Origin of the sequence: Ruegeria sp. EL01, from assembly GCF_900313035.1 — a bacterium.
Lineage (GTDB): Bacteria > Pseudomonadota > Alphaproteobacteria > Rhodobacterales > Rhodobacteraceae > Ruegeria.
The window spans coordinates 35,058-58,881 of sequence record NZ_OMPS01000003.1 but is presented as its reverse complement, the minus strand read 5'-3'; the positions used below and the strand labels follow the sequence as shown (position 1 = coordinate 58,881).

The 23,824-nt window shown below is 56.4% G+C and carries 21 protein-coding genes and 4 pseudogenes; 10 read left to right on the top strand and 15 right to left on the bottom strand.

All coding sequences use genetic code 11. The annotated features are described in order from the left end of the window. Positions 1-132: 132 nt before the first annotated feature. The 4 genes from D9K61_RS01880 to D9K61_RS01865 all read left to right on the top strand — a co-directional run bounded on the left by D9K61_RS01880 (position 133) and on the right by D9K61_RS01865 (position 4,436). Positions 133-1,089 (top strand): thermonuclease family protein, encoded by a 957-nt coding sequence (locus D9K61_RS01880; RefSeq protein ID WP_120631570.1) that lies wholly within the window; start codon positions 133-135, stop codon positions 1,087-1,089. Between the two features lie 151 nt (positions 1,090-1,240). After that, positions 1,241-1,501, top strand: a complete 261-nt coding sequence (locus tag D9K61_RS01875; RefSeq protein WP_120631569.1) for a hypothetical protein — start codon at positions 1,241-1,243, stop codon at positions 1,499-1,501. 14 nt (positions 1,502-1,515) lie between these two features. Continuing rightward, positions 1,516-3,702: an excinuclease ABC subunit UvrB gene (gene uvrB, locus D9K61_RS01870; protein ID WP_120631568.1), complete on the top strand. Its 2,187-nt coding sequence runs from the start codon at positions 1,516-1,518 to the stop codon at positions 3,700-3,702. Positions 3,703-3,758: 56 nt separating this feature from the next. Beyond that, positions 3,759-4,436 (top strand): hypothetical protein, encoded by a 678-nt coding sequence (locus D9K61_RS01865; RefSeq protein ID WP_120631567.1) that lies wholly within the window; start codon positions 3,759-3,761, stop codon positions 4,434-4,436. 163 nt (positions 4,437-4,599) lie between these two features. Here the strand turns inward: D9K61_RS01865 and D9K61_RS01860 are convergent, their stop codons facing one another. Continuing rightward, a complete protein-coding gene (locus tag D9K61_RS01860; protein WP_120631566.1) occupies positions 4,600-5,532 on the bottom strand; it encodes an IS5 family transposase in 933 nt (310 codons plus the stop codon). A 68-nt stretch (positions 5,533-5,600) separates the two neighbouring features. Here D9K61_RS01860 and D9K61_RS01855 point away from each other — a divergent pair. Then, positions 5,601-5,912: pseudogene (locus D9K61_RS01855) on the top strand (DDE-type integrase/transposase/recombinase); the annotation flags it as partial. A gap of 183 nt (positions 5,913-6,095) precedes the next feature. On the opposite strand, the gene D9K61_RS01850 reads toward D9K61_RS01855, so the two are convergent. The 3 genes from D9K61_RS01850 to D9K61_RS01835 form a co-directional block, all read right to left on the bottom strand. Next, positions 6,096-6,470 carry a hypothetical protein gene (locus D9K61_RS01850; protein WP_254055649.1) on the bottom strand — a complete coding sequence of 125 codons (375 nt, stop codon included), beginning with the start codon at positions 6,468-6,470 and terminating at the stop codon, positions 6,096-6,098. A 445-nt stretch (positions 6,471-6,915) separates the two neighbouring features. Then, a complete protein-coding gene (locus D9K61_RS27665) occupies positions 6,916-9,072 on the bottom strand; it encodes a Hint domain-containing protein (protein ID WP_120631563.1) in 2,157 nt (718 codons plus the stop codon). A 110-nt stretch (positions 9,073-9,182) separates the two neighbouring features. Continuing rightward, a complete protein-coding gene (locus D9K61_RS01835) occupies positions 9,183-9,773 on the bottom strand; it encodes a hypothetical protein (RefSeq protein ID WP_120631562.1) in 591 nt (196 codons plus the stop codon). 130 nt (positions 9,774-9,903) lie between these two features. Between D9K61_RS01835 and D9K61_RS01830 the strand changes: the two genes are divergently transcribed. After that, positions 9,904-10,866, top strand: coding sequence for a LysR family transcriptional regulator (locus tag D9K61_RS01830; RefSeq protein WP_254055648.1), 963 nt, complete (start codon positions 9,904-9,906; stop codon positions 10,864-10,866). A gap of 245 nt (positions 10,867-11,111) precedes the next feature. Continuing rightward, a pseudogene (locus tag D9K61_RS01825) lies at positions 11,112-11,360 on the top strand (IS6 family transposase); the annotation flags it as partial. A gap of 52 nt (positions 11,361-11,412) precedes the next feature. On the opposite strand, the gene D9K61_RS01820 reads toward D9K61_RS01825, so the two are convergent. The 3 genes from D9K61_RS01820 to D9K61_RS01810 form a co-directional block, all read right to left on the bottom strand. After that, positions 11,413-12,123, bottom strand: a complete 711-nt coding sequence (locus D9K61_RS01820) for an IS6 family transposase (protein ID WP_120631561.1) — start codon at positions 12,121-12,123, stop codon at positions 11,413-11,415. Between the two features lie 111 nt (positions 12,124-12,234). Next, complete coding sequence (locus tag D9K61_RS01815) at positions 12,235-13,455, bottom strand: pyridoxal phosphate-dependent aminotransferase (protein WP_120631560.1); 1,221 nt, start codon at positions 13,453-13,455, stop codon at positions 12,235-12,237. Positions 13,456-13,480: 25 nt separating this feature from the next. Next, complete coding sequence (locus D9K61_RS01810) at positions 13,481-14,443, bottom strand: glyoxylate/hydroxypyruvate reductase A (RefSeq protein ID WP_120631559.1); 963 nt, start codon at positions 14,441-14,443, stop codon at positions 13,481-13,483. A gap of 95 nt (positions 14,444-14,538) precedes the next feature. Between D9K61_RS01810 and D9K61_RS01805 the strand changes: the two genes are divergently transcribed. Together D9K61_RS01805 and D9K61_RS01800 are read left to right on the top strand one after the other, a co-directional pair. Further along, positions 14,539-15,363 carry a LysR family transcriptional regulator gene (locus tag D9K61_RS01805; protein ID WP_162946700.1) on the top strand — a complete coding sequence of 275 codons (825 nt, stop codon included), beginning with the start codon at positions 14,539-14,541 and terminating at the stop codon, positions 15,361-15,363. A gap of 153 nt (positions 15,364-15,516) precedes the next feature. Continuing rightward, positions 15,517-15,687, top strand: a pseudogene (locus tag D9K61_RS01800) (helix-turn-helix domain-containing protein); the annotation flags it as partial. Here the strand turns inward: D9K61_RS01800 and D9K61_RS27395 are convergent. From D9K61_RS27395 to D9K61_RS01780, 4 genes and pseudogenes are all read right to left on the bottom strand, one after another. After that, positions 15,683-15,811, bottom strand: a pseudogene (locus D9K61_RS27395) (IS91 family transposase); the annotation flags it as partial. The pseudogenes D9K61_RS01800 and D9K61_RS27395 overlap by 5 nt on opposite strands. A 12-nt stretch (positions 15,812-15,823) precedes the next feature. Then, positions 15,824-16,711, bottom strand: coding sequence for a tyrosine-type recombinase/integrase (locus D9K61_RS01790; protein WP_120631557.1), 888 nt, complete (start codon positions 16,709-16,711; stop codon positions 15,824-15,826). Positions 16,712-16,920: 209 nt separating this feature from the next. Next, entirely contained in the window at positions 16,921-17,367 is a 447-nt protein-coding gene (locus D9K61_RS27790) for a transposase (RefSeq protein ID WP_120631556.1), read from the bottom strand. Between the two features lie 96 nt (positions 17,368-17,463). Continuing rightward, positions 17,464-18,573 carry a Fic family protein gene (locus D9K61_RS01780; RefSeq protein ID WP_120631555.1) on the bottom strand — a complete coding sequence of 370 codons (1,110 nt, stop codon included), beginning with the start codon at positions 18,571-18,573 and terminating at the stop codon, positions 17,464-17,466. Between the two features lie 289 nt (positions 18,574-18,862). Here D9K61_RS01780 and D9K61_RS01775 point away from each other — a divergent pair, with 289 nt between their 5' ends. After that, a complete protein-coding gene (locus D9K61_RS01775; protein WP_120631554.1) occupies positions 18,863-19,558 on the top strand; it encodes an IS6 family transposase in 696 nt (231 codons plus the stop codon). Between the two features lie 195 nt (positions 19,559-19,753). Here the strand turns inward: D9K61_RS01775 and D9K61_RS01770 are convergent, their stop codons facing one another. The 4 genes from D9K61_RS01770 to D9K61_RS01755 are packed head-to-tail and all read right to left on the bottom strand — an operon-like array spanning position 19,754 to position 23,820. Further along, positions 19,754-20,791 (bottom strand): sulfotransferase, encoded by a 1,038-nt coding sequence (locus tag D9K61_RS01770; protein WP_216825736.1) that lies wholly within the window; start codon positions 20,789-20,791, stop codon positions 19,754-19,756. Continuing rightward, positions 20,770-22,035 carry a CoF synthetase gene (locus D9K61_RS01765; protein WP_120631552.1) on the bottom strand — a complete coding sequence of 422 codons (1,266 nt, stop codon included), beginning with the start codon at positions 22,033-22,035 and terminating at the stop codon, positions 20,770-20,772. Before D9K61_RS01765 ends, D9K61_RS01770 begins: the two co-directional genes overlap by 22 nt. Further along, the gene (locus D9K61_RS01760) at positions 22,028-22,849 is read right to left on the bottom strand and encodes an MBL fold metallo-hydrolase (RefSeq protein ID WP_120631551.1); all 822 of its coding nucleotides are present in this window, start codon (positions 22,847-22,849) and stop codon (positions 22,028-22,030) included. Before D9K61_RS01760 ends, D9K61_RS01765 begins: the two co-directional genes overlap by 8 nt. After that, positions 22,846-23,820 carry an NAD(P)-dependent oxidoreductase gene (locus D9K61_RS01755; protein ID WP_120631790.1) on the bottom strand — a complete coding sequence of 325 codons (975 nt, stop codon included), beginning with the start codon at positions 23,818-23,820 and terminating at the stop codon, positions 22,846-22,848. Before D9K61_RS01755 ends, D9K61_RS01760 begins: the two co-directional genes overlap by 4 nt. Between the last annotated feature and the right edge of the window lie 4 nt (positions 23,821-23,824).

The following is a 23,824-nucleotide window of genomic DNA, read 5'->3' as shown; positions in this document are numbered from 1 at the left end:
GTACTCACTTGGCTGAGCCTGTTTATGCGTCAGAGTGCACGCCGGGACAAGATTGCAATTGTCACAGTTAACAAACTGTCGTCCCGGCATGGTAGAATGGCCGTGTTCATTTAAACCATTTGGAGGAATCCCATGTCCGGCACATCATTTACAGCCAAAGTGGACCGTGTGGTCGACGGCGACACCGTTCGCGTCTTTCTGGATGAAGGCAACGACAATAGCGAAAGCCTGCGCGTTCTGGCTTTGGACACTGAAGAGGTGTTTGCCGGCAGCAAGCCCGTCACCCCAATGGGCCAGGCCGCATCTGACCGCGCCAAGAAACTGATCACCCCGGGCGACACCATTAAGCTGATCCTGCCCGGAACCGAACCGCGCGAAGAGGCCTTGCAGAAATACCGTGGAAATTTCGGCCGTGTGCTGTGCTATCTGGAACTGGAGGACGGCACCGACTTTCAACAGGTGATGATTCAGGAAGGCTTGTCGCCCTATTTTCAGAAATATGGATATGCCGAATTCGCGCATTTGCACGATCGCTACCGTGACGCCGAACGTCGGGCACAGACTGACAAACTCGGGATCTGGGACCAGATCGCCAATAACGGCTCGGTTATGCGAAACTATGCTCCTCTGACCACATGGTGGGACCTGCGCGCCCGGATCATCGAAGGCTATCGCGATATCAAGCGTCGCAATCCACAGATCAACATGTTCAACACCCGGCTGGACTATGACCGGCTGGTCGAAATCGCCAAGGCCGGGCAGGAAACCACCGTGTTCATTGAGCTGCGCGACTTCACGCCAACCTCGGGCGATCATATTCTGTTCAATACCGGCAGCCTAACCCAGCCCTATCAACTGTTCATCCCGAACGGGAATATGGGTGGCGGTGAGGATATCATGAACCTGATCCTCACCCGCTATCGCGCCGATGGCGAAGATCAACCACGTCGGTCATACGCTTATGTCACCGGCCCGACAAAAATGTTTCCCGATACCGAAACAGGGCGGCCCGAGATTATTGTGACTGACCCGGCCCAGATCACAGACTGGCCAGACGTCGCGCTAGAGCGAGTCGGATTTACAACTTGATCTGCCCAAGCATGCCGGATCTGGGCTGCCACTGGCCCGCACTCTGTATAGTGACAATGCGGGAAATCAGGCGAAATATAGCACGCTCTAATGCCAACTTCTGTCATGAGCGCATGTGAATGTGCTGCGACCAAAGTGCGGGACAGACAACATGATTCACCACAGACGCAGCCTTGAGACCGAGGCCGCACGGGCCGTGCTCGAACAGTTCCAGCAAATCGACGAGGTTGCCTGGCTCATGACATCTGTGGCGGCGCTGACCCGGCATCGGGGCGAACCAGATTGCGGCGGCATCGACCGTGTAATAGCTTGGTGGCTGGATTCGAACCTCTTGATGATCGACGTGACAGTACGAAAGCTGTCGCATCAGATCTTGCAAACGAACAAACTGAGAAAAAACCTTCAGGTCTGACCCGGAGCCTGCCTATGCCCTACGCCCATTCCGACAAGACCCAACTGACCACCGACGACGTGCGCGCCCGCCTGAAACTGGAAGGCGGCAAGCAGTTTGTCATGCACACAGAGTTCTCCCCCGCAGGCGACCAGCCGACCGCGATCAAGGAACTGACCAGCGGTGTCTTCGAAGGCGAACGAGATCAGGTTCTGCTGGGTGCGACTGGCACCGGTAAGACCTTCACCATGGCCAAGGTGATCGAGGAAACCCAGCGCCCCGCTATCATTCTTGCGCCCAACAAGACACTGGCGGCGCAGCTATACGGAGAATTCAAGGGCTTCTTCCCCGAAAACTCGGTCGAGTACTTCGTGTCTTTCTATGACTACTACCAGCCCGAGGCCTATGTCGCGCGATCTGACACCTACATAGAAAAAGAATCCCAGATCAACGAACAGATCGACCGGATGCGCCACTCGGCGACCCGGGCGCTGCTGGAACGCGACGATGTGATCATCGTGGCCTCGGTCTCCTGCATCTACGGTATCGGATCGGTCGAAACCTACGGGGCGATGACGCAGGATCTGAAGGTCGGCGGCGAATACAACCAACGCCAGATCATGGCCGATCTGGTCGCCCAGCAATACCGCCGCAACGATCAGGCGTTTCAGCGCGGGTCCTTCCGTGTGCGCGGTGACAGCCTTGAGGTCTGGCCTGCCCACCTTGAAGACCGGGCCTGGAAGTTCTCGTTCTTCGGCGAGGAACTGGAGCAGATCACTGAATTCGACCCCCTGACCGGCGAGCGCGCGGCGACGATGGAGCAAGTCCGGATCTATGCCAACTCGCACTATGTGACGCCCAAACCGACGATGACACAGGCGATCATCAGCATCAAAAAAGAACTGCGCATCCGGCTGGATCAGCTGGTCGGCGAAGGCAAATTGCTCGAAGCGCAGCGGCTGGAACAGCGCACCAATTTCGATCTGGAAATGCTTGAGGCCACCGGCGTCTGCAACGGAATCGAGAACTACTCGCGCTATCTTACCGGCCGCGCGCCGGGCGAACCGCCCCCGACCCTGTTCGAATTCATCCCCGACAACGCCATTGTCTTCGCCGATGAATCCCACGTCAGCGTTCCGCAGATCGGCGGCATGTACCGGGGCGATTATCGGCGTAAGTTCACGCTGGCCGAGCACGGGTTCCGCCTGCCGTCCTGCATGGACAACCGCCCGCTGAAATTCGAGGAATGGGACGCCATGCGCCCGCAATCCGTCTTTGTCTCGGCCACCCCGGCAAAGTGGGAGATCGAACAAACCGGCGGCGTCTTCACCGAACAGGTGATCCGACCCACGGGCCTGCTGGACCCCGAGGTCGAAATCCGCCCCGTGTCGATGCAGGTCGACGACCTGCTGGACGAGGTGCGCAAGGTCACCGCTGATGGCTATCGCACGCTGGTCACCACGCTGACCAAACGCATGGCCGAGGATCTGACCGAATATATGCACGAACAGGGCATCAAGGTCCGCTATATGCATTCCGACATCGATACGCTGGAACGTATCGAAATCCTGCGCGACCTGCGTCTGGGGGCGTTTGACGTGTTGATCGGCATCAACCTGCTGCGCGAAGGCCTCGACATCCCCGAATGCGGGCTGGTTGCCATTCTGGACGCGGATAAAGAGGGCTTCTTGCGCTCGGAAACGTCACTGGTTCAAACCATCGGCCGCGCCGCGCGCAACGTCGATGGGCGTGTGATCATGTATGCCGACAAGGTGACTGGTTCGATGGAGCGCGCGCTGGAGGAAACCAACCGCCGCCGTGCCAAACAGATCACCTATAACGAGGACCACGGCATCACCCCCGCAACCGTGCAAAAGAACGTCGAGGACGTTCTGGCCGGTCTCTACAAGGGCGATGTGGACATGAACCGCGTCACCGCCACCATCGACAAGCCGATGCACGGCGCGAATTTGGAGGCACATCTGGACGGTCTGCGCGACAAGATGCGCAAAGCCGCCGAGAACCTGGAATTCGAAGAGGCCGCCAATGTCCGGGATGAGATCAAACGTCTGGAAGCGGTCGATCTGGCCATCGCCGACGACCCCATGGCGCGCCAATGGGCGGTCGAGAAAGCCTCGGAAGATGCGGTGAAATCGCGTGGGAGGTCAACGGCTGGCAGGCCGGGGCAGCGGGGTGGGAATGCGAAGCGGAGGAAAAGGTGATTTAGCGGATTCCCCTGTAGCGCATTCCACGATAGACAGACTACAGGAGGGCACTGATGCCGCTTGACGACGCCATTTTAGGAAAAGGTGTTTATACGCCTCGGGAGGCGGCACGTTTGGTTGGAACCAATGTGCAGCAAGTCCTGCGTTGGACTCGCGGCAGCGGACCGCACCTTCCGCTTTGGAATGCGCACTATCAATTCTTGGATGATGAAATTACCGAGATTAGTTTTCTAGACTTGATTGAAGTTCGCGTCGTTGCCGCAATGCGCAACGCAAACGTCTCGCTACAATCTATCAGATTTGCAATTTCGTTTGCCCAAGACAAGTTCAGTATTGAGAGGCCGTTGGCGTCTCAGTCGTTCAAAACTGACGGTTCAGAAATACTGATGGAAGCTATCGAGAACGACGGTGACTACGTGAGTCTTTCTAAGAAAAGGCCCGATCAAAAAGTCTTCAAGGACATCGTGTCACAATCTCTGAACGATCTCGAGTACGAAGGGGAAGTTGTGGCCAGATGGAGACCACGGAACCATGCAGATGTGGTCTTAGACCCAACTCGCCATTTTGGTGACCCAATTCTAGACGAATTCGGAATCTCTACCGGCACGATCTACAAAGAGTTTGCTGAGTTCAACGACACAAACTACCTCTCAAAAATTTATGAAGTTCCCGAAAAACTCATTCGCAAATGCGTTAGGTTTGAGCGCAGCTTAGACGAGGCACATGGTTAAGGTATTTTTTGACCATAACATGCCACCTTGCATTGCTCGGTCTCTTCATGAACTGATCAAAGTCGATAATCATGAGGCCGCTGCACTCCGAGACATTTTTCCGAAAAACGGCTCTGTTGTACAAATCGGGTGCAGGTCGGAGTTCCCCTTTCCCCGGGCGGACTTATCCTACGGCCTCGGTGATGGGTATGCCAATAGCTGTGTAGCGGTTTAGCACGGCAACGCGAATTTGGATTTCCGCGACCTGCCTGTCAAAGTCCCGAGCCATGAGGCTTTGCCCCAGCAGCTTCACGCAATGCATCTTTGTCTCGACACGGCTGCGGCGATGGTATCCGCTCCATCGTCGCCACAGGGCGCGGCCTAGGTATCGCTGAGCATTGACCGCTTCGTTGCGTGCCGTGGCACCGGCGCTCGTGGGCTTCCATGGTTTGGCGTTCTTGCGAGGTGGGATTACCGCGTGGGCATTTCGGGCGGCTATCGCCTCGTGACATTTGCGCGTGTCATACGCCCCGTCTGCTGTGACACTGCCGATGACCTGATCAGGAGGGATTTGGTCCAGAAGTTCCGGCAACACGGGAGCATCCCCGATGTTGCTGCTGGTGACCTCGACAGCCCGCACTTCCAGTGTTTCTTCGTCAATTCCAATGTGTATCTTACGCCAGGTGCGCCGTTTGGACCCGCCGTGCTTGCGGGCATTCCATTCGCCTTCACCTTCCGACTTGATGCCAGTGCTATCGATAAGAAGATTCAACGGGCCAGTACCGCCGCGATACGGCAGGCTCACGTTCAGCGTCTTCTGACGACGGCAAAGAGTGCTGAAATCAGGTGCGGCCCAGTCCAGTCCGACCAACTTTAGCAGGCTTTGTACAAAACCAGTGGTCTGCCGTAATGGCAGTCCGAACAGAACCTTCAAGGTCAGGCAAGCTTGGATCGCAGCGTCACTGAAGCTATGTTGCCGACCGCGCTTGCCACTCGGCGGTGGCACCCAGACCATTTCAGGATCAAACCAGATCGACAGCGATCCACGCTGCTTCAGACTAGCATTGTAAGAAGACCAGTTTGTGGTCTTGTACTTTGTTGGGGTCCAGCTGCTCATACCTACTAGCTATCATGCTGGATTCACGACATGAATCCCTACAACCGATTTGTGCAACAAAGCCCAACAATGGCATCCCGAAGCGGATCACCATTGATAAAAGCAGAAGCAACGCGGCCGGTATCAAAGAGGTCAACAAGATCTTCAAGCGGCTGCGGATACCTGTGAAGATCGACACCGTCAGATCAAAGTATCTCAACAACATGATTGAACAGGATCACCGTTTCATCAAAAGGCTCACGCGACCGATGTTGGGGTTCAAAAGCTTTGCCACAGCTGCAGCGACGCTTGCGGGGATCGAAGTGGCTCACATGATCCGCAGGGGGCAGCTCGGCCAGCTGGAATGTGGCTTTCGTCAGTTTGCGGCGCTCGCGGGATAACTCCGTCTAGACAGATCACTCGCTCTGATCCATGAAAGAATTTGCGACAGAGCCCTTTCCTATCAGGCCATCCGTGCAACAACGCAAATCCATTACATCTTCACCTTCAGAACCGATTGAACCCGACCCTGCCGTTTCGGCGGAGGGGGAGCAGGGCCGGGCAGCCGCAAACTGGAGGTCACGTTAACTCGCTTCTTTGCGGCGGAGTCCTTCGTTCTTACAGATGCTGTCCGCTTCAGGAATTGACATGCTCTCGGGGGCGAGAACCGCCTGATCCCAAACGACGACGCTAGGCGTGTATAGCTGACAGGTCACAACTCCTTTAGATGTCTCGATGTCAACCGGAGCAGTTTCGTAATAAGTTGGATTGTTGCAGCCGGAAAAGGCGAGTGCGCATAGAAGTGCAACGACTGGACTGATAGTTCGGATGGCTGATCCTCCCTTTGTTGAGGTGTTTGGTGCGTGAGTGGTGTGCGGTGAGATATCGGTCGGGTTATCCATTTCAGATACCCCTGCCCGATGGTCGCCATTTAAGCCGGCGAAGGCTTTTGTGTTCATGATACTCTTCTTGCTTGCGGGACGTCGCAGCTCTTTTGGGGCTGACAGTGATCGTCAACAGCCGGAATCTCCAAATCGACACGTAACACACCCAGTTCGGCCGCCACGCCATAAACGCCACTTGGCTTGCTTGCCACGAAAGGGCGGCGCGTATTTGATCTGCTCCCAAGAACAAAAACGTTGTTCAAGCTGTCATGGTACTCAAAGAACCAATTCGGTCGCGTCATCTTTGCGTCTGAACACAGGACGGCTGCCAGCTTGATGGAAGATGACCCAGTAAGCACGTCTGATCTGACGTCCGCAAAGGAAATGAATTTCGAACCGCGACCGTCGGTAGTTTCTATGGTCATGGGAATACCCCGCATTGTTAGCACTGGTCACCGGGGCATGTATCCCCAATCAAATAAAACAGGTGTATGTAGCTTTTGTAGGGCACGGCACATCCTCAATGTGTCATGAACTGGTCGGCAACGGCACCAACCGCCTGATGCCCGCCATCAAACAAGAACTTGCTGTTGCGCGCGCATCGCGCAGCGAGCTTTCGCCCCATCTTCCCCGAGACGAGCTGACGACATGGAGTGCTTTCGTATGTCGCTTCGCGGAGTTCTGGAAATATCTCGAATATCTCGTCCCGGGCTGCGGGTTGCAGGTTTTTGATCGCCTCCGGGCCGGTAAAAAGACTCTCTGCCAAGGCACCGTTGGAAAAGACGATCTCATGCTGATCGAAAAGGATATGCCAGTAGTCGACCAGAGTAACGTCTTCGGCGACATCAATCCCGTCAATCTCCAGCAACTGTTTTGCAGCAACCAGCACTTCGTATTGGCCGAACATTCGCTTGGATATCTTTGAATTGACCAGCACGCGATGTTGAGGTGACACGAGCAGGTCTTTTGACGGCAACCCTTCACCCAAAGCATTGGCACATATCCGGATGGGCATCAGGTTGGGATGACTGATCAGGGTCGCCATCGAAAGCGTGCGGCAGCCGATCCACCGTATTGGTTGGTAGCCATTGTCCAGCGTCAGGACATTGTCGCCAACACTCAGTCTGCTGATAGGCACGTCACCCTGGATCGTTGTAATTACCGTATCCCCCGCAAAACAAACGACGTTGGTGTTGTCGAACGTCAGACTGGTTGCTGGAACCGGTGCGCCACCAGTCTGCAAGGTCAGGGAATTGCCCGCGGTCCAGCCTGCCTCTGCCGCGTTCAGAACGCCATCTTCGGCAAGATCGGCTCTGAGCCATCCAAGGGGATTACTAAATTGGTTGCCAGGGTTATTGGCATTCCATACGGCAAGCGTTGTGGAGTTGTAATAGGCTGAAAGGTCGACGAAGTCATTGTTCGACTGGTTGCCATCATCTATCGCACCGGTATTCCCGGAGTTGAAATCGGTGATGACATCGGCACCGGATGATACGATGAACGTATCGTTCCCCACTCCACCGGTAAGCGTATCAGCGCCTGACCCCCCGTCGATTATGTCATTGCCCGAACCCGCATTGATAGTGTCATTTCCAGCACCACCGTCAACGGTGTCATGTCCGCCATTCGTCGTGAGGACGTTGTCAGCCGACGATCCGGTAATGATGTCGGCACCGTTCCCACTTGTGTAGTTTTCAACATTCAGGATAACTTGTGCAGTCGTCGCAGTTCCCGTGAAGCTTCCTGTACCCGCTTCCAAATCTACGACTTGTTGAAAACTGATTGCCGACGCATCAATGTGATCAATGCCAGCCCCGCCATCCATTGTATCGTTGCCAAACGATGCTTCAATGGTGTCATTTCCTGCACCGGCGTTAATAATGTCAGCTTGATTGTCGAGGTTGCCTGTTCCAATAGGACCTTGTGCCAGATTGCGTATGAGGTCATCACCGTCACCGGCATCAATTGTATCAGCGCCTGACCCCCCGTCGATTATGTCATTGCCCGTGCCGCCGACAATAGTATCGTCCCCCCCCCCCCCGTAGATCGTGTCATCGCCAGCGCCGCCATCCAGTGTGTCATTACCCTGCAACGGTACATCATTGTCTTGGGACAAAAAGGCACTGGTAAATACCAGTTGATCAGCGTCGCTCCCCACCGTGGACACACGAAACTCTATTGTCCCTCCGGCAAGTGCGGGGAATGCCGCTGGATCTATGGTTGTCGATAGTGTTTGAGTTTGACCTGAGGCTGTGAATGTGTGTTCTTCGGTACTCACCACGACGCCATTCACCAGAATCTCAAGGCGCGCTGTTGCACTTCCCCCGAGCACATTTGCAGAGCGCACGTCAACGCTGGCGTTAAAGATATCCCCGGTGAATGTACCATCTGCAGTATTCGTCAGGGATGTCGTCCCACCATTGGAGATAATGGACGCGTAGTCCGCCCCTGGGCCGGTTGCTACATTGATAGTCCCTGGTCCAGAATTGACCCAGCCCGCCGCTGAAGGCGCGCCAAAGCTGCTCGCTGTGAAGTTCGCATTGTCTATCAGATTGTAGTTGTTTTGATCGACTGAATCGCCGTAGATAACGTCGTTACCACCATTCCCATGAATAGTGTCATCAGCTTCGCCACCATTGATAACATCGCCAACGGAAGTTCCGTTAATTGTAGCCATTTAGTCCTCCCAATCTTAATGACGGCTATTGCGTTGCCTGTGTCGAATTCGTCTGAAGCGAAATTAGTTGTTCTTGTTCCTTTGCAGCGCGCATCTGTTGCAACCCCGGCTTAGAGACAACCAGAAGAAGGCAAACCGCGAATGATCGAGTAAGCAGCCGGATTGTCCGATGGATCAATTACATTGTCCTCAAGCTGCGAGACATGGATCAACCTGTATTCTCGCTCTGCGCTCAGCGAGCATGGAAGCGTGAGTGAGACGCGCTCTTGACACCCCCATTCCAGACGCACGATGTGTCCGAACATGGGCAACCCAAGTTCATCCATGAAAACAACTTCTCCGACCGCTTTAAAGGTTCTGGAGTTGCTCGTCAGGCACAGAAAGTATTGACCTTCGAACAGGCCAAATTGAGGTTCGTTGAGTGAGTTCGAGCAAAATCTGAACACGTCATCGAGTACAATATCATCAATGGTTTCCAGAGTGTTCCCTTCCATCACACCGGAGCTGACCGAAACGTCAGAAAGATCAAGCAATTGGCAGCTGCCCACTGCAATTGGATGCGTGGAAACCTCTAGAACAATCTCTTGACAACTTGGGCCGTTGTCAAAACGGCTTTCTTCGAAATCAGGATCATCCCGCCACTCGCGGTGGCATTCTTTTACAGACAAACCGACTTCGACTGCAGCCAAAACAGCCATCATCACTATTCCCCTTCACCAAAACCAACACCAGCGAAAACAACTCGCTAGATGCATTGACGTCGTGACAGTTAAACTTACTAATGAGAGCTTCGGTCACCTTATTGTCGTTAAGGTAGAGTACAGTTCTAGTATGCACTTTAAACTGGCAAAAGGTGTATTCAGAATTCGTTATTTGGATATAATTATGAACTTGGAAAATGTTCGACTTTTTGTTAAAGCGGCTGAGACACTAAACATCAGCAAGGCCGGTCACGATCTTGGTCTGGCACCTGCTGTTGCCAGTGCGAGGCTTGCGAAACTTGAAAAACAACTCGGGTGCGACCTCTTGCGTCGCTCAACACGCAGAGTCAGGCTTTCAATGGCAGGAGCAGAGTTCTTGCCATACGCAAGAGAACTGCTCGTGCAGGAGCAGGCGGCACGGGCGGCTCTCGGAGTGGATACCCCGGAGGCCAGCGGAACGATACGGTTCACAGCACCCAGTGGGTTTTCGAAGATGTACATCGCGCCCCTGTTGGCCGAGTTCCTGGAAGCACACCCCAAGGTCAAACTGGAGATACAGCTCTCTGATCGTGTCTATGAACTGATTGATGGGAGTTTCGATCTGGCGCTGCGTAATTCCACGCTGGCAGATTCCAGCCTCAAGGCACGTAAACTGGCAGATGACTCACGTATTCTCTGTGCTGCCCCCAATTATCTGGACCGCCACGGCGTTCCGCAAGAACCCGTGGATCTTAAGGAACATACACTGATCGGGTTCCAGAGTCATTTAGCACGCAGACTCAAAGCAAAGGATGGCAGAACCGGCCTGTTTGACCCACAGCTCGCAGATTGCCGTCTGATCATTAATGATGGTCAGGCTCAAAAGATTGCGACGGTCTGCGGGGCCGGAATATCCTTTAATTCGCTATGGAGCATACACAGTGAATTACGCGAAGGATCTCTCGTCAGAGTGCTGCCCGAGTTCGAAATCGACGATCAGTCCGTGCTTTGGCTGGTATATCCTAAATCAAACGTGTTAACTGCCAAAGTCCGTGTTTTCATGGACTATTTGATCGAACGCATCGGCAAGGCCCCAGCTTGGGAACAGGCATGAGGCTTGAAAGGCTGCCGGGTTCGTTGCGCTAGGCCGTGTTGACAAAAGGGATTGAACGAACCCGCTGACGCGGGAGGGGAGTAGCTATCGGCGGGAATGGCCCCCTGGTGGGAAGGTTTGGTTGCTGAGACCAACCTTTATCAGGAGACCATCCCATGGCTGATGCCACATCAGCGGTAAGCCCGCTGCGCCACCGTAGGTATTGCCAAGTTGTTCGGGCTGAGTGACTCAGCTATGCCGCGCTAATGAACATCCCAACGATCATGCCACGCCTGAAGGGTTTTCGCTTTCCTCGTGAGATCATTGCTTACGCGGTTTGGGCCTACCATCGCTTTGCGTTGAGCACAGCTGACGTCGAGGATCTTTTAGCTGCGAGGGGCGTGATCGTCAGCCGGGAAGCAGTTCGGCAGTGGGTCAATCGCTTTGGTCGACACTTTGCAGATTGCATCAGGCGCGATCGCCCACTGCCCAACGACAAGTGGCATATGGACGAAGGGTATTGCCAAGTTGTTGACCTGAGCATGTGAGGTACTGGCAAACGCAGGATCAAGCCATCATTTCAGCAGTATATTCATCCCAGAGGTTGAATGCGTCGGAACGAGCGTGGCGGTGTGAGATTGCGGTGAGTTGATATCGGCGGGGACGGAAGATCAGGTTGATTTGGTCATGCGCAGACAGAAATATCTGAGCCTGTATGTGAGACTTGAACTTGCCGAATAGCTTCTCTCTTTTGCGAGTCGGTCGGTGCGAGACTTCGATCGCGTTGTTGAGACCTTTGTGGGCACGATGGTCAGCGTCCGGCGCCAGAATTTTGATCGGTTTGACATAACTGCGCAATTTGTCAGTTATGACCATCCTCGGTTCGCCAAATTTGGCAACCAGCCCTTTGAAGAAGCGCTTTGCAGCTTTGGCGTTTCGGCGAGTCTGCACGAGAATGTCGAGCGTGTCGCCATTTGCGGCGATCGCGCGCCTCAACCAGTGCTTCTTGCCACCGATCATGATCACGACTTCGTCCATGTGCCACTTGTCATTCGGCCGTGGACGATCGCGCCTGATGCAATCTGCAAAGTGTCGACCAAAGCGATTGACCCACTGCCGAACTGCTTCCCGGCTGACGATCACGCCCCTCGCAGCTAAAAGATCCTCGACGTCAGCTGTGCTCAGCGCAAAGCGGTGGTAAGCCCAAACCGCATAAGCAATGATCTCTCGAGGAAAGCGAAAACCCTTCAGGCGCGGCATAATCGTTGGCATGTTCATAAGCGCGACTTAGCTGGATCACTCAGCACGAACAACTTGGCAATACCGTCCAGATAAGCGCCCCATGGCGAACGGCGGGGCGGTAAAGCCCCTGGGGTCGGGGATCCAACGTCATGCCGCGTACCGTTTGGCAAGAGCGACAATCCGACCGGCTGCTGCAACGGCCGCCGCATGATCCTGCGAGAAGTTTAGTCGGATCCGGTCGATGTCCGCGGCGGCGAACTCCGTCCCAGGCGTCACGATGACCGCGGCTTGAAAGCGTAGGAGGTGCGTGAAGGTTCCCAAATCAACCGAGAGCGGAGGCAGTCGGGGATAGAGGTAGCTGCCCGCCTGCGGTGGAGTGGCCTCCCACCCCGCGTCGTGAAACAGCTTAAGCAGGTCATCCCGGATCGCCCGATGATCCTCAATTCGGGCACCCATCCATCCCTCGGGTTCATCAAACCATGTTTGCAGCGCGGCTTGGCTATAGCCAGCCGCCCGGAGCGACACGATGGCCTGGAGCTTCTCCATCCGGTCGATCAGCTCTGGTGACCCGAACGCGGCACCGAGGCGAAAACCGCTGAGCGACTCAGTCTTCGACGGGCCCATCACCGTGATCACGGAGGCCGGCGCCTCCGGTAAGGCGCGCAGATGAGTGAAGGTTTCGCCCGGGTAGAGCATCCGTGCATAAAGTTGATCGACGATCACGGCCACACCGTGATGCGCGGCGAGACTGGCGATCCGGGCCGTGACCTCTGATCCGGTGACAGCCCCGGTTGGGTTATTCGGGGTCGAGTAGATCAGCACCTTTACGCCGTCCGCGAAAGCCGCTTCAAGCGCGTTCAGGTCGGGGCCGTTTTGCTGCCCGGCCTGCTCAGCTGAGGGCCCGTATAGAAAAGGGACTGGCACGACCTCTCCGCCTAGGAACACCGCCATTTTGCGATTGGCAAAGTAGTCTGGTTCTAGAACAGCCACCTTGGTCCCACGCGTGACACAGGCCCCCATGGCGAGAAAAAGCGCGCCCTGCGTGCCCGGTGTCAGGATCAGCCCCTCTCTGCCGTTGACTGGCGCGCCGGTGAATGCAGCAAGACGTCCTGCGAGGACGTTGCGCAGATCAGCGTCGCCGCGATACTCTGTGTAGGCCTGCCGTCCTCCCGCAGAAAAGCCGTTTAACCATGTCTCGCGGGCCCCTGGCGTCGGCGGATGCGCGTCCACGTCTCCATGCGAAAAGTCGACCGGGCTGCCTCGCAGCGTCTCGCCTGTGGCCTCGGGTGGCAAGCCATCGGCTGCGCGAACCTCTTGCCCCGGAGCGGCATCCGTCCGCATCGCCTCGAAAACTGTCTGAATGGTCATAGTATAGGTTGTCCTTTGATTGGTGTCAGTAGCCACGTTTGCGATCGACGAAGTTCGGCATTGCGCCCGTCTCTACGAAAGCGTGGATCGCTGCGGACGCGATGGCGGCCGCGCTGTCGCGCCCGGTTGGTGCCGAGATATGCGGCAACACCGTAATTCCAGAATGCCGCCAGAGCGGATCATCCGGCGGCAATGGCTCGGTCTCGAAGACGTCGAGCACAGCATGAGACAAGCGACCTTCATCAAGCGCAGCCACGAGCGCGTTGGTGTCCAGTACCGGACCGCGCCCGAAATTGATGCCCGCACCGCCGTTGGGCATGTGTCCCAACCGCTCAGCGTTCACTAATCCCTCCGTCTGTGGCGTCAGCGGAAGAAGGATTACGGCAATATCCGTTTGCGCCAGCATGTCGTCGAGGCCCGATGCGCCGTGAAACGTCTCCACGCCCGGGAGGTCCTTGGGGCTGCGCGCCCATCCCATCGTTCGGTAGCCATGGCGTGACAGCAGCGCAGCGCTCGCACGGCCGAGTTCGCCCAGGCCCAGCAGGCCAACACCGACCTCCTTCGGAGCTCGATAATCTCTTTGTTGCCAAAGCCCACGTGTCTGTTGGCGCGCATAGGCGGGCATGTCGCGATGCAAGTAGAGCGTCCAGGCCAGCACCGCTTCCGCCATTGTGCATGCGAGGTTGGGATCGACGAGCCTGGCGATGCCGATGTGTTCCGGCAGGGATCTTAAGAGCCCCTCAACCCCGGCCCAGAGGCTCTGCACCCAGACGAGGTTCGGCAGGGCGGCGACTTCGTCAGGCTCTGGGTTGGCAACAATTGCGAAGCGCGCCGCGCGGCGGTCGTCCGAAGACAGGTCTTCATTCGCCACGATTTTATTGGGATGCAAGTTCGGACCCAGGGCCGCGATCCAGCGCTCGCGCTCTGCTTTGTCTGCGCGCGAGAGGAAGGGGACTACGACAGGATCGGTTGATTGTTGTTGGCGCATCGGCGGTATTCCTTAGATTTTGCAAAAGAACTATCACGAGGAAAACAGATGGAATAACGTGTTCTTCGATATTCAAAGCAAAGGAAAACTTGGTTTTGGAAACACGGTTCGCTGAAAGCCTATTGATGGTTATCGAAGAGGGATCAATCGCCGCGGCCGCACGCCGTCAAGGGTTGACCGCCACAGCGCTTGCGCAGCGCGTGCAGGCCTTGGAGCGGTCGTGGGATGTTGCCTTGGTCGAAAGGGCGGGCCAGACGGTGCGCCCAACCGCGGCGTGTCAGCGCCTTGTTCCGCGCCTGCGCCGCATCGTGGAAGACGCCCGCCTGCTTTCCGCCGACCTCGATGCCGACGGGCTGAGCGGCCCCTACCGGCTCGGCGCAATCTCTACGGCGTTGACGGATCATGCTTCACGCATATTGCAACACCTGGCGTCGCACGCGCCGCGCAGCGCACTGACCATCGTGCCCGGCGGGTCGCGCGACCTCTACTCCTTGCTGAAGGCCGGGGAGCTAGACGCGGCTTTGATGGTGCGTCCGCCCGAAGGGATCCCGAAGGCTCTGAGTGTGAAAGAGATTGAGACGCAGCAATACGTCCTCGTCGGTGCGCATGGGGAAGCGGCCTCAGACAGCATCATCGTCTACGACCGCATGACTTGGGGCGGGCGTTTGGCGTGGGACTACATCCAGCGCAAGATGTCAAAAGCCGAGATCGCGTGCGAGATGGACGACCCCCAGGTGATTGCTATCCTTGCTGCGTCCGGCCTGGGCCGTGCCGTCCTGCCCCGATGGCGAGGTCTTGCGCAGGTGCCGGGCCTAAGCATTGCCGAAATCGACAGTGGACCGGAACGAAGGATCGTTCTGGCCACAAACGGACGGCAAAGCGCACTCGATCAGTTGTTGCTGAAGGTATTGGTGAATTAGCGCGCAAGAATATCGCACGGCCCAACAAAGCTGAGAACGGCGGTGAGAAAGTCGACCACGGTAGCGGCGGGATGAGCCTGCTGCGGGCGGCGTAAAAGTCGTCCATCTTTGCCCTTCTTCTAGTAACGGAGGGGGGGCGGGAGGATCTTTTCCGTGGATTTGTATCGTAAAGTTCGTCTGGCCTGTGCCGAGGGTATGAGTCAGCGAGAAGCGGCCCGGCATTTCGGGATATCTCGTGACAGCGTTCGCAAGATTTTGGCGTTTTCGGTCCCGCCCGGCTACCGGCGGTCAGCACCGATCCGGCGGCCCAAGCTGGATGGGTTCGGCAGGCCTCTATCGCCGACATCACCTTAAGTTGGCCGAGACTGACATGACCTGCATTGGCCCGTCGATATGCGGGACCAAACTTTCGAAAGATATCTGCGATCTCCAGCCGTGGGCGCGACAACCGCCCGAGCCGTTACTCCAATCCCCGCCTGACGGTGTGATCCTGCAGCTTCTCCAGCATCTCGTACGGGCTGACGGTACCGCGAATGGTTTTGGTCGCAACATGCGTGTAGCGCGCTGTCGTGCTGAGTTTGGAATGACCCAAAAGCACTTGGATCACCCGCACGTCGGTTCCAGCCTCAAGCAGATGCGTGGCGAAGCTGTGGCGCAACGTATGCAGCATGGCGGGCCTGTTGATCCCAGCCATATGTTTGGCCGAGGTGAACGCGCGGTTCAGTTGGCGCGGCGACAGAGCCATGATTTTGGGTTTGCCCGGAAACAACCATCCCTCTGGCCGCGCCTCGCGCCAATAATCGCGCAGCAGATCAAGCAAGGCGGGTGACAGCATGGCCTTGCGGTCTTTGTCGTTCTTGCCCTCATCCACATGGATCAGCATCCGGTCGCTGTCGATATCGCTGATCTTGAGATTGCAGACCTCAGATGCGCGTAAGCCAGCGCCATAGCTGATCCCCAAGGCCGCGCGATACTTCAGCCCTGGTCCGGGAACCGCCGCCAATAGGTCGCTCACCTCCTCGACGCTCAAGACAACAGGCAGCTTCTTCGCCTTGCGCCGGAACTGCATGTAACGCTTCATCTCTTCACGCCCGCAGGTCATCCCGAAGAAGAACCGAAGCGACACGATCCTGGCATTGAACACGCCGGTCGAGACGCCGCTATCGGTCATGTGAAGCTGATAAGCCCGCAACTCGTCCGGTGTCGTCGTATCGGGTGAGCGCCCGATGAACTCGACCAAATACCTGACCGCCCTGATTTGGCCTTGCTGGGTCTTCGGTGACATGCCACGAATGCGCATATCTTCCATCATCCGCGCACGCAGCGGGCTCGTCTTCTCCTCTGTCATCGGAACCTCCTGTCATCAGATTGAGAAACCCCAATCGTCAGAAAGGTCAGCAAGATCGCAAAATACGCGCCGTCAGGATCGGCTCATAACGTCAGTCACAAGCGCCATTGCCGCGATAGCGGCTTCGTCCTTCCGCCGATTCGGTTGAAAAACAAAGTGTTGCGAGTGCAGAAAGTGGTTCTTTGAACGGAGCGCAAGCGCCTTTGTGATCAGGCTTTGCGCGTTTGCTGCGGTGCGGGAAAGATCTTCGCCAATTTGCGGAGGTTTTGGGCGGTGGCGGCGAGGAGGAATTCGTCATTTGCGCCGCACGGCCCACATAATCGGAGCCGTCCAAGGCCTAGGATGCGCTTGAGGTGGGCAAAGAGCATCTCAACTTTCTTTCTGAGCTTCATCGCAATCTGGTATTCTTCGGTTTTGTGAAGCCGCCGCTCGGACCGGATGCCAAAGCAATACCCAACCAGCAGCATGCGGATCAGCAGTTCCGGATCGACAGATGGCCGGCCGGTGTGGCTGTAGAAATCCGCCAGATGAGCCCGTACGCTGGCCAGATCAACGTAACGGTCAATCGAACGCAACGGGTGATCTTGCGGGACATGATCCTCAAGCGAGAACTCGTAGAACAGCGCCGCTTGCGCCTCCTGCCTCGGTCCCATCATCGCAAATCCCTCCCTGCAGAAGGAATTGAATCAGCGACTTACGCTTCGATCAAGGGTGAGTTTTTCAACAAAATACGCCCTTCGTGCCCCAGCCCCCTACCCTTCCCGGTCCACCTTTAGCCAATAGCGTGTGTACCGGAGTTCACCCGTTCGGATCAAAGCGCCCTTCTCTACCAGGTCCTGGAGATCCCGTGTCGCCGTGGCACGCGATGTTCCCGTGATCGAAATATAGTTTTCCGCACTCAATCCCCCTTTGAACCCATCCGGCCCAGCCTTGAACAACCGGGCAATTACCTTGCCTTGGCGGGCGTTGAACTGATCGCGATGCCGGTCATAGAAGTGCGTCTTGGATATGAAGAACCCAACCCGCTCAAGAGTCACCTGCTGCGCTGTAAGGACAGTCTCTGCAAACCAGATAAGCCATGGTGTGACGTCCAGCTTTTTTTGATGGCGTTCAAGCTGATCATAATATGCCCTCCGCTCTCGCTCGATCGTGAAAGCAAGTGCAATCAGACTCGGCTGACCAATGTTTTGTGCCAGGGACTTTTCAGCCAGCGCCCTACCCAACCGGCCATTGCCGTCTTCAAAGGGGTGAATGCTCTCGAAATACAGGTGGCTCAATCCGGCCCGCATCAGTGCGCGCAATGGTCCGGGACCATCCGGTGCGGTCCGGTTGAACCAGGTCACGAACTGGTCCATTTCAGCCGGAACCTGATGTGATGGTGGCGCTTCGAAATGCACCGCTGGTCGATCCAGCCTTCCTGAGACGATTTGCATCGCATCCTCATGGCTCCGGTATGATCCAATCTTTTCCAGATGCCTGTCATGGGACAGAAGCATGTCATGCCACCGAAACAGGGTGTCGTGTGACAGAGGTTCCGAATAGTTAGAATAAACATCCACCATCATTTCAGAAACGCCCTGCTCGCGCGGTTTGGATGGATAGCTGTCGGGAGCCAATCCAAGATGTCGGCGTAAGGAAGATTGCACGCTGAGACGATCCAGCATCTCACCCTCGATCGCGCTGGTTTTCATTGCTTCTTCGCTTAGCAGGTCGATACGCAATTGATCTCGATCCGATGTGTTCACATGATGAACCGCCCCAAGAACTTCCCCTGAAGACAACAGGAACTGTTGCTCGTATGGTTCGAGTCTTGCGGCATCGTAACGAAAAGTCGGCCAGTCATGGTTCTGCCAGTTCCACATCGTGAGGTATAAACCTCCTTTCTATAGCTCACTATTTATGAATGTGTGATTTATAGAGGTCAATCCTATTGCTCACCTTTTTCAAACTCTTCGATCCGATCATCGATTGGAGGTGTAAGCTGAAAACGGTAAACCTCATCTTGTTTCCCAAATTTAGGTAGCATTGGAGGGACGCGAGAGCATTGCCTTTGGAGACAAATCGGATGTGTCGCAAACTTCGATGCCCGATTGACGGGCACGCCGGATCTGGCGTTTGTTCCCGCCGAATAGTTTTCGAACAGGTTTAAGCATGATCTCCTTGAAAGGCTGCCACTTCCCCAAAGACGCAGTTTTGTACGCTGTGTGCTTCTACCTGCGATACACAGTGTCCTATCGAGACTTGGAAGAGATCATGGCTGAACGCGGTGTGCGAGTTGACCATGCCACATTGAATAGGTGGGTTGTGAAATACTCGCCGATCGTCGCAGCTCGTGCGCAATCAAAGAACCGCCCAACGTTGAGCTCCTGGCGTATGGACGAGACCTATATTCGTGTTTGCGGCAAATGGATGTACTTCTATCGGGCTGTCGACAAGGCAGGAAATACCCTTGATTTCATGCTGTCTGAGCGCAGGAACCGTCCAGCGGCAGCCGGGTTCTTTTCCAAAGCTCTGTCGTCAAATGGAATCCCGAGTAAGATCGTCATCGACAAAAGCGGAGCCAACGCGGCGGGCATTCGAGAGGTGAACAAAATCCTTAATCGGTTTGGTTGTCTAACCAAAATCGAAACAGTCAGGTCCAAGTATTTAAACAACCTGATCGAACAGGATCATCGGTTTATCAAGCGTCGCGTAGGGCACATGTGCGGGTTCAAATCGTTTAGATCCGCTTCGGCTACTTTAGACGGCATTGAGGTCGCCAACATGATCCGAAAGCAGCAATTCCCCAGCACTGCGACATCTGGCTTTCGGCTATTTGTAGAGATCGCAGGTAGGTGTGTCCGTTAAGACGCTAACTCTGCCCGTCCCAAAAGTTTGCGACACATCCGAAATAGGCCCAGGTCTCTTAGGAAGTAACAGAGCGAGGGAAGAGGTAGCCCTTCGGATGGGACGTCGAAGCAAGGCTGATCATAGAACCGCGTTAAGCAGTTGTTGATGCGAGTTCGATTATTGAACGATGCAGTCGTCCCACTTGCAGTTCATTTAAGCAAGTTGGTCAGACACTGCTCTGGCAGCTGCCGTCAGTGTTTCGAGTTTCCGCTGTTCCTGCACTGGCAACGCCTTGTAGCGCGAGGGGACCATGCGGGGGACGTTTGCACCATATTCAAGCCATTCCTTGTCGTCCGGCAACTCCAAAAAATGTGACAGTCGGGTCAGTTCGACTTTGGGAGCGGCAACTATCGACTCATAGCGCAAAACCAGCCTGCGATGGGCAGGTAATGCCGAGAACTGCGCAATCCCGCTTTGAGTTAGAGCCGACCAGCAAGCCGCAGCATCCTGGATCGAAGGTTTTGCATTCAGAATCCGTTCAATCGGCAAAATCTGCCCAGAAAGCTGTTCGGTCAGCGCTATCCAACGGGCGCTGCCGATTGAAGCATCGGGCTTGAATACGTCGATGCCAAACCGAGACGCCAGCCTCCAGAACCAAATCACAAACCGCGCCGGTTTGTAGCTTTGCATGGACAAGGTAACATCGCGCCCATCGCGAAGGAGGACCGCGAATTTGGCGTTCGGAAACGCCTTGGCAAGCGCAGACGTGGCCATCAGAGTGCCGCCGGAGCGTTCGACCCAGAATGACTGACCCGTTTTCGTACCAAGAAACTCGATCATGGCATGCAGGTGATCTACGCGTGTCTGACGCGAGAACCGGCGCACCTGATGGGCCAACTCGTCAAACTCAGTGTCAGGCGTCGGGAAGAGATGCGGCAGGGTGACCGCAAGGATTGGCGGGCAGTTGAACGGATCGAACCGCCGGTTCTGGACTGTGTGGTACAGGAACTCATCCGGGGCGCTTGCCGGATTTGCCAGATGGCGCATCAAGGCTGTCGGCTTGGCAAGTTGCCGCCAGAACGCCTGCCCGCTGATCTGACCGGGCAGCAAGGCCCGTGTGCCTTGCGTTGCCATCAGCTCGGACAGGCTGAGCACATCCGGGTGCTGGCGCAGGATGGTCGACATCATCGTTGAGCCGCTGCGCGAGGCGTTGACCAGAAACGCCCCTTTCATCGAGTATCTGCCCGCCACTGGTTTTCCACCCGTCGCAGCTTTCGATGAGAGTCGGGGCGCAGCCGGGCGGTGCGGGCCGAAACCGTGATGCCCCAGCAGCGCGTCTGGATCAGACGTTCCAGGACTGCTTTTGATGCTTGCAGTTGCTCAGGTTTGGATCGCTCAGGCAAAACCAGTTCGACCCGGCGCTCGGCCACGCGCAAAATGCGGAAGTCATCAATGCTCCGATCCGCATCCAGCACCGCGTTGCGCAGGACATCCGGCGTGAAATAGATGGGTTTCGTATCCGCGTCGAAAACAAACACGTCATCCATTCGGCCAACAATCTCGCTGACCGCCTGTAGCGGCGACCCGCAGGGGCAAGGCTCGGGCATGAGGCGCAGCAGATCATTCATCCGATAGCGCGCCATGATCTGATATTGACGCTGAAAACACGACACGATGGGGTTCACAAGGCCATCTCCGGCCGGTTCGAATTCAAACTTCGTGGTATCTTCGGTCAGATGGATGTTGCCATGCGAACAGCTGACCCCGAAGAGGCCCTCGGTCGCCATGTAAATCTGTCCAAGCTTCAAGGCAAACCCCGCCTCGATCACCTGACGATCCACAGGATCAAGCGTCTCAGCGCTCGAATAGACGATCCGCGGGGTCAGCCCGATATCCTCTTCCGCCAAAGCCCGCAGAACGCGCGGAGGGCCAACCAGACATGTCGGATCAAACGCCGCAAGCCGATTGGACCATCGCTCCATCCCCTCTTTCAGATCGAAGAAAGCCAGTTCCAGCCGATTGGCCCGCGCTGCGGTGTCATAAAGCGATGAGGATTGCGGCAGGATCACGGCCACACGCTCGGCCTGGAACGGAAACCGGGGGAGTGCCTTGGCCAGAATGGTCCCCAGCCAGCGCAACCGTTCCTGTGGGGTGATCACATAAAGCGCGCGGTTGCCGCTGGTGCCAGTACTGGCACCGACGCTGATATCTCCGATCGTGCCGGAGGTTTCGAAATGCTGCCATCCGACGGGGGCGGAAATGCCACCCAGATTGAACGTTCCAAAATAAGCCATCATCCGGGCCTTGTCGACAATCGGCAGGGTGTCGAGCGTTGGCGCGGCAGTGGCGTAATACCGTACTTTTGGCAAATCCCGCTGCAACCAGCGCCGAACGGCGCGGTCTTGCCATTTCAGGAAATCGGCGCGCGACAGGCTTTTGCGCGTGCGATAACGCGTCGATGCAAAGGCGCGTGCGATATGCCACAGATCAGACATCAGCAGGCTGCTCAAGATCGAACGAGGTCAAGACCGGATCGTGACACAGCACGACTTGTCCGCCCGCATTCCGAAACTCAGCCACTTTCCGGCTGGAACGTACCGCAGCACCCGCGTCATGCGCGGCCATCCGTCCCAACAAAGGAAGCGCTTTGTCCAATGCGGTCTGCATCCACTGCACATCACAAGCGTAAAGCAGAACGGGGTCCAGCCATGGGAAGCAAAGCCCGAAATGCCCTGCTGCATGGCCCGGAAGATCAACTGCAATCACCGTTCCGTCGCCAAGCAGATCGCGGCCCGCACCCAGATCCAGCGGCGCATCCGAGACACGACACTCTGCAACATCCGTGACCCGATGCAGCACATCATCGGGTAGAAGCTCCGGGAAAATTCCATGACGCATATTGGCGAACCCGCTCTGGCCCAGAATGGTCGTAAGTGTTTGGCGATCCGCGATGATCTGGGCCTTTGGGAGGCTGCGCAGCGCCGATACGTGATCGGCGTGAAAATGCGTGACGACGATCTTGCGCACATCTTCAACCGAGTAGCCAAGCCGCCGCAGAACCGCCGCGATCTCGCCCTCCTGCTCAAGCACTGGGTTGAACATGGCGGCATAGGCGCGCAGGCCAAAGCTGCGGGCACCGGTGAAAAGATGGCTGCTGTATCCGGTGTCGATCAGGACCGGGCCAAATCCGGGATGCTCAAGGATGCCGTAGCGCACGCGCAACTGGCGGGTCTGAAACCAGCTGCCGTCTCGGTCGATCAAGCGTTCCGGCGCTTTGATAAAAGCGCTGTTGGCAAAGTGCAGTTTCACGATAGGCCCCCTGCGCCAAACACACTCTCGATCCCTTCATTGAACCGGACTTTTGGATGCCAGTTTAAAACCCTGGCGGCTTTGTCGATATTGAGGCTTTGTTCAAAGGCCAGCAGGGCAAGCGCATATGCCGTGACTTTGGGCTCACCCGCGCCCGGCCAGAGAGTATACACCCGCTCCACCATTCTGGCAGCAGCAAGGGTGGGCCAAAGCGGCAGAGGCCGCCACCTCGGCTGAACATCCGCGCGCTGGCATGCCATTTCAATGATCTGTTTCGTCGGCAACGCTTCGCCCCCGGAGATGTTAAAAATCTCTCCTTCTGCCTCAGCGCCCGCAGTCAGCGCGGCAAACACGGCGCGGCACACATCAGAGATATGCGTCAGATCAATGCTGGCGCGCCCGTTGCGAAACAAGGGCAAAGGATGGGATTGCGCCGCTTTCAGCAGCCGTGGCAGCAATGCGGTATCGCCGGGGCCATAAATCCCACGCGGGCGCAGGCTGAGCGGGCCAATCGAAGAGGCACCCAGTACGATCTGTTCAGCCTCTGCCTTGGTGCGCGCATAATTGTTGAACGGCGTGGGCAGCGGGCAGGTTTCCCTGACATCCAACTGGTCGCGCGGCGCAAAGTAAACTGATGGCGAAGAAATATTCACGAAGCGCCGAACCTGTGCCTGCTGGGCCAGCGCCACAACATGGCGTGTGGCGTCGACATTGGCAGACTGGAAAGCCGGGAGCGCGCCAGAAGGAGCCGACAGCGCGGCCGTATGGACGATGGCATCCAAAGCGCCAAACTGCACAGGGTCCAGCGGGCAGCTAAGATCAGCGCGGTGCACCTCAAACCCCTGATCCCGCAGATCGGCACAGCGCTGTGCCGAACGTCCTGTTGCAACGACGTCCAGCCCCTGATCGCGCAGGAACCCGCAAAGCCCGCCGCCGAGAAAACCAGTGGCCCCTGTCACAAGCACCCGCACAGAG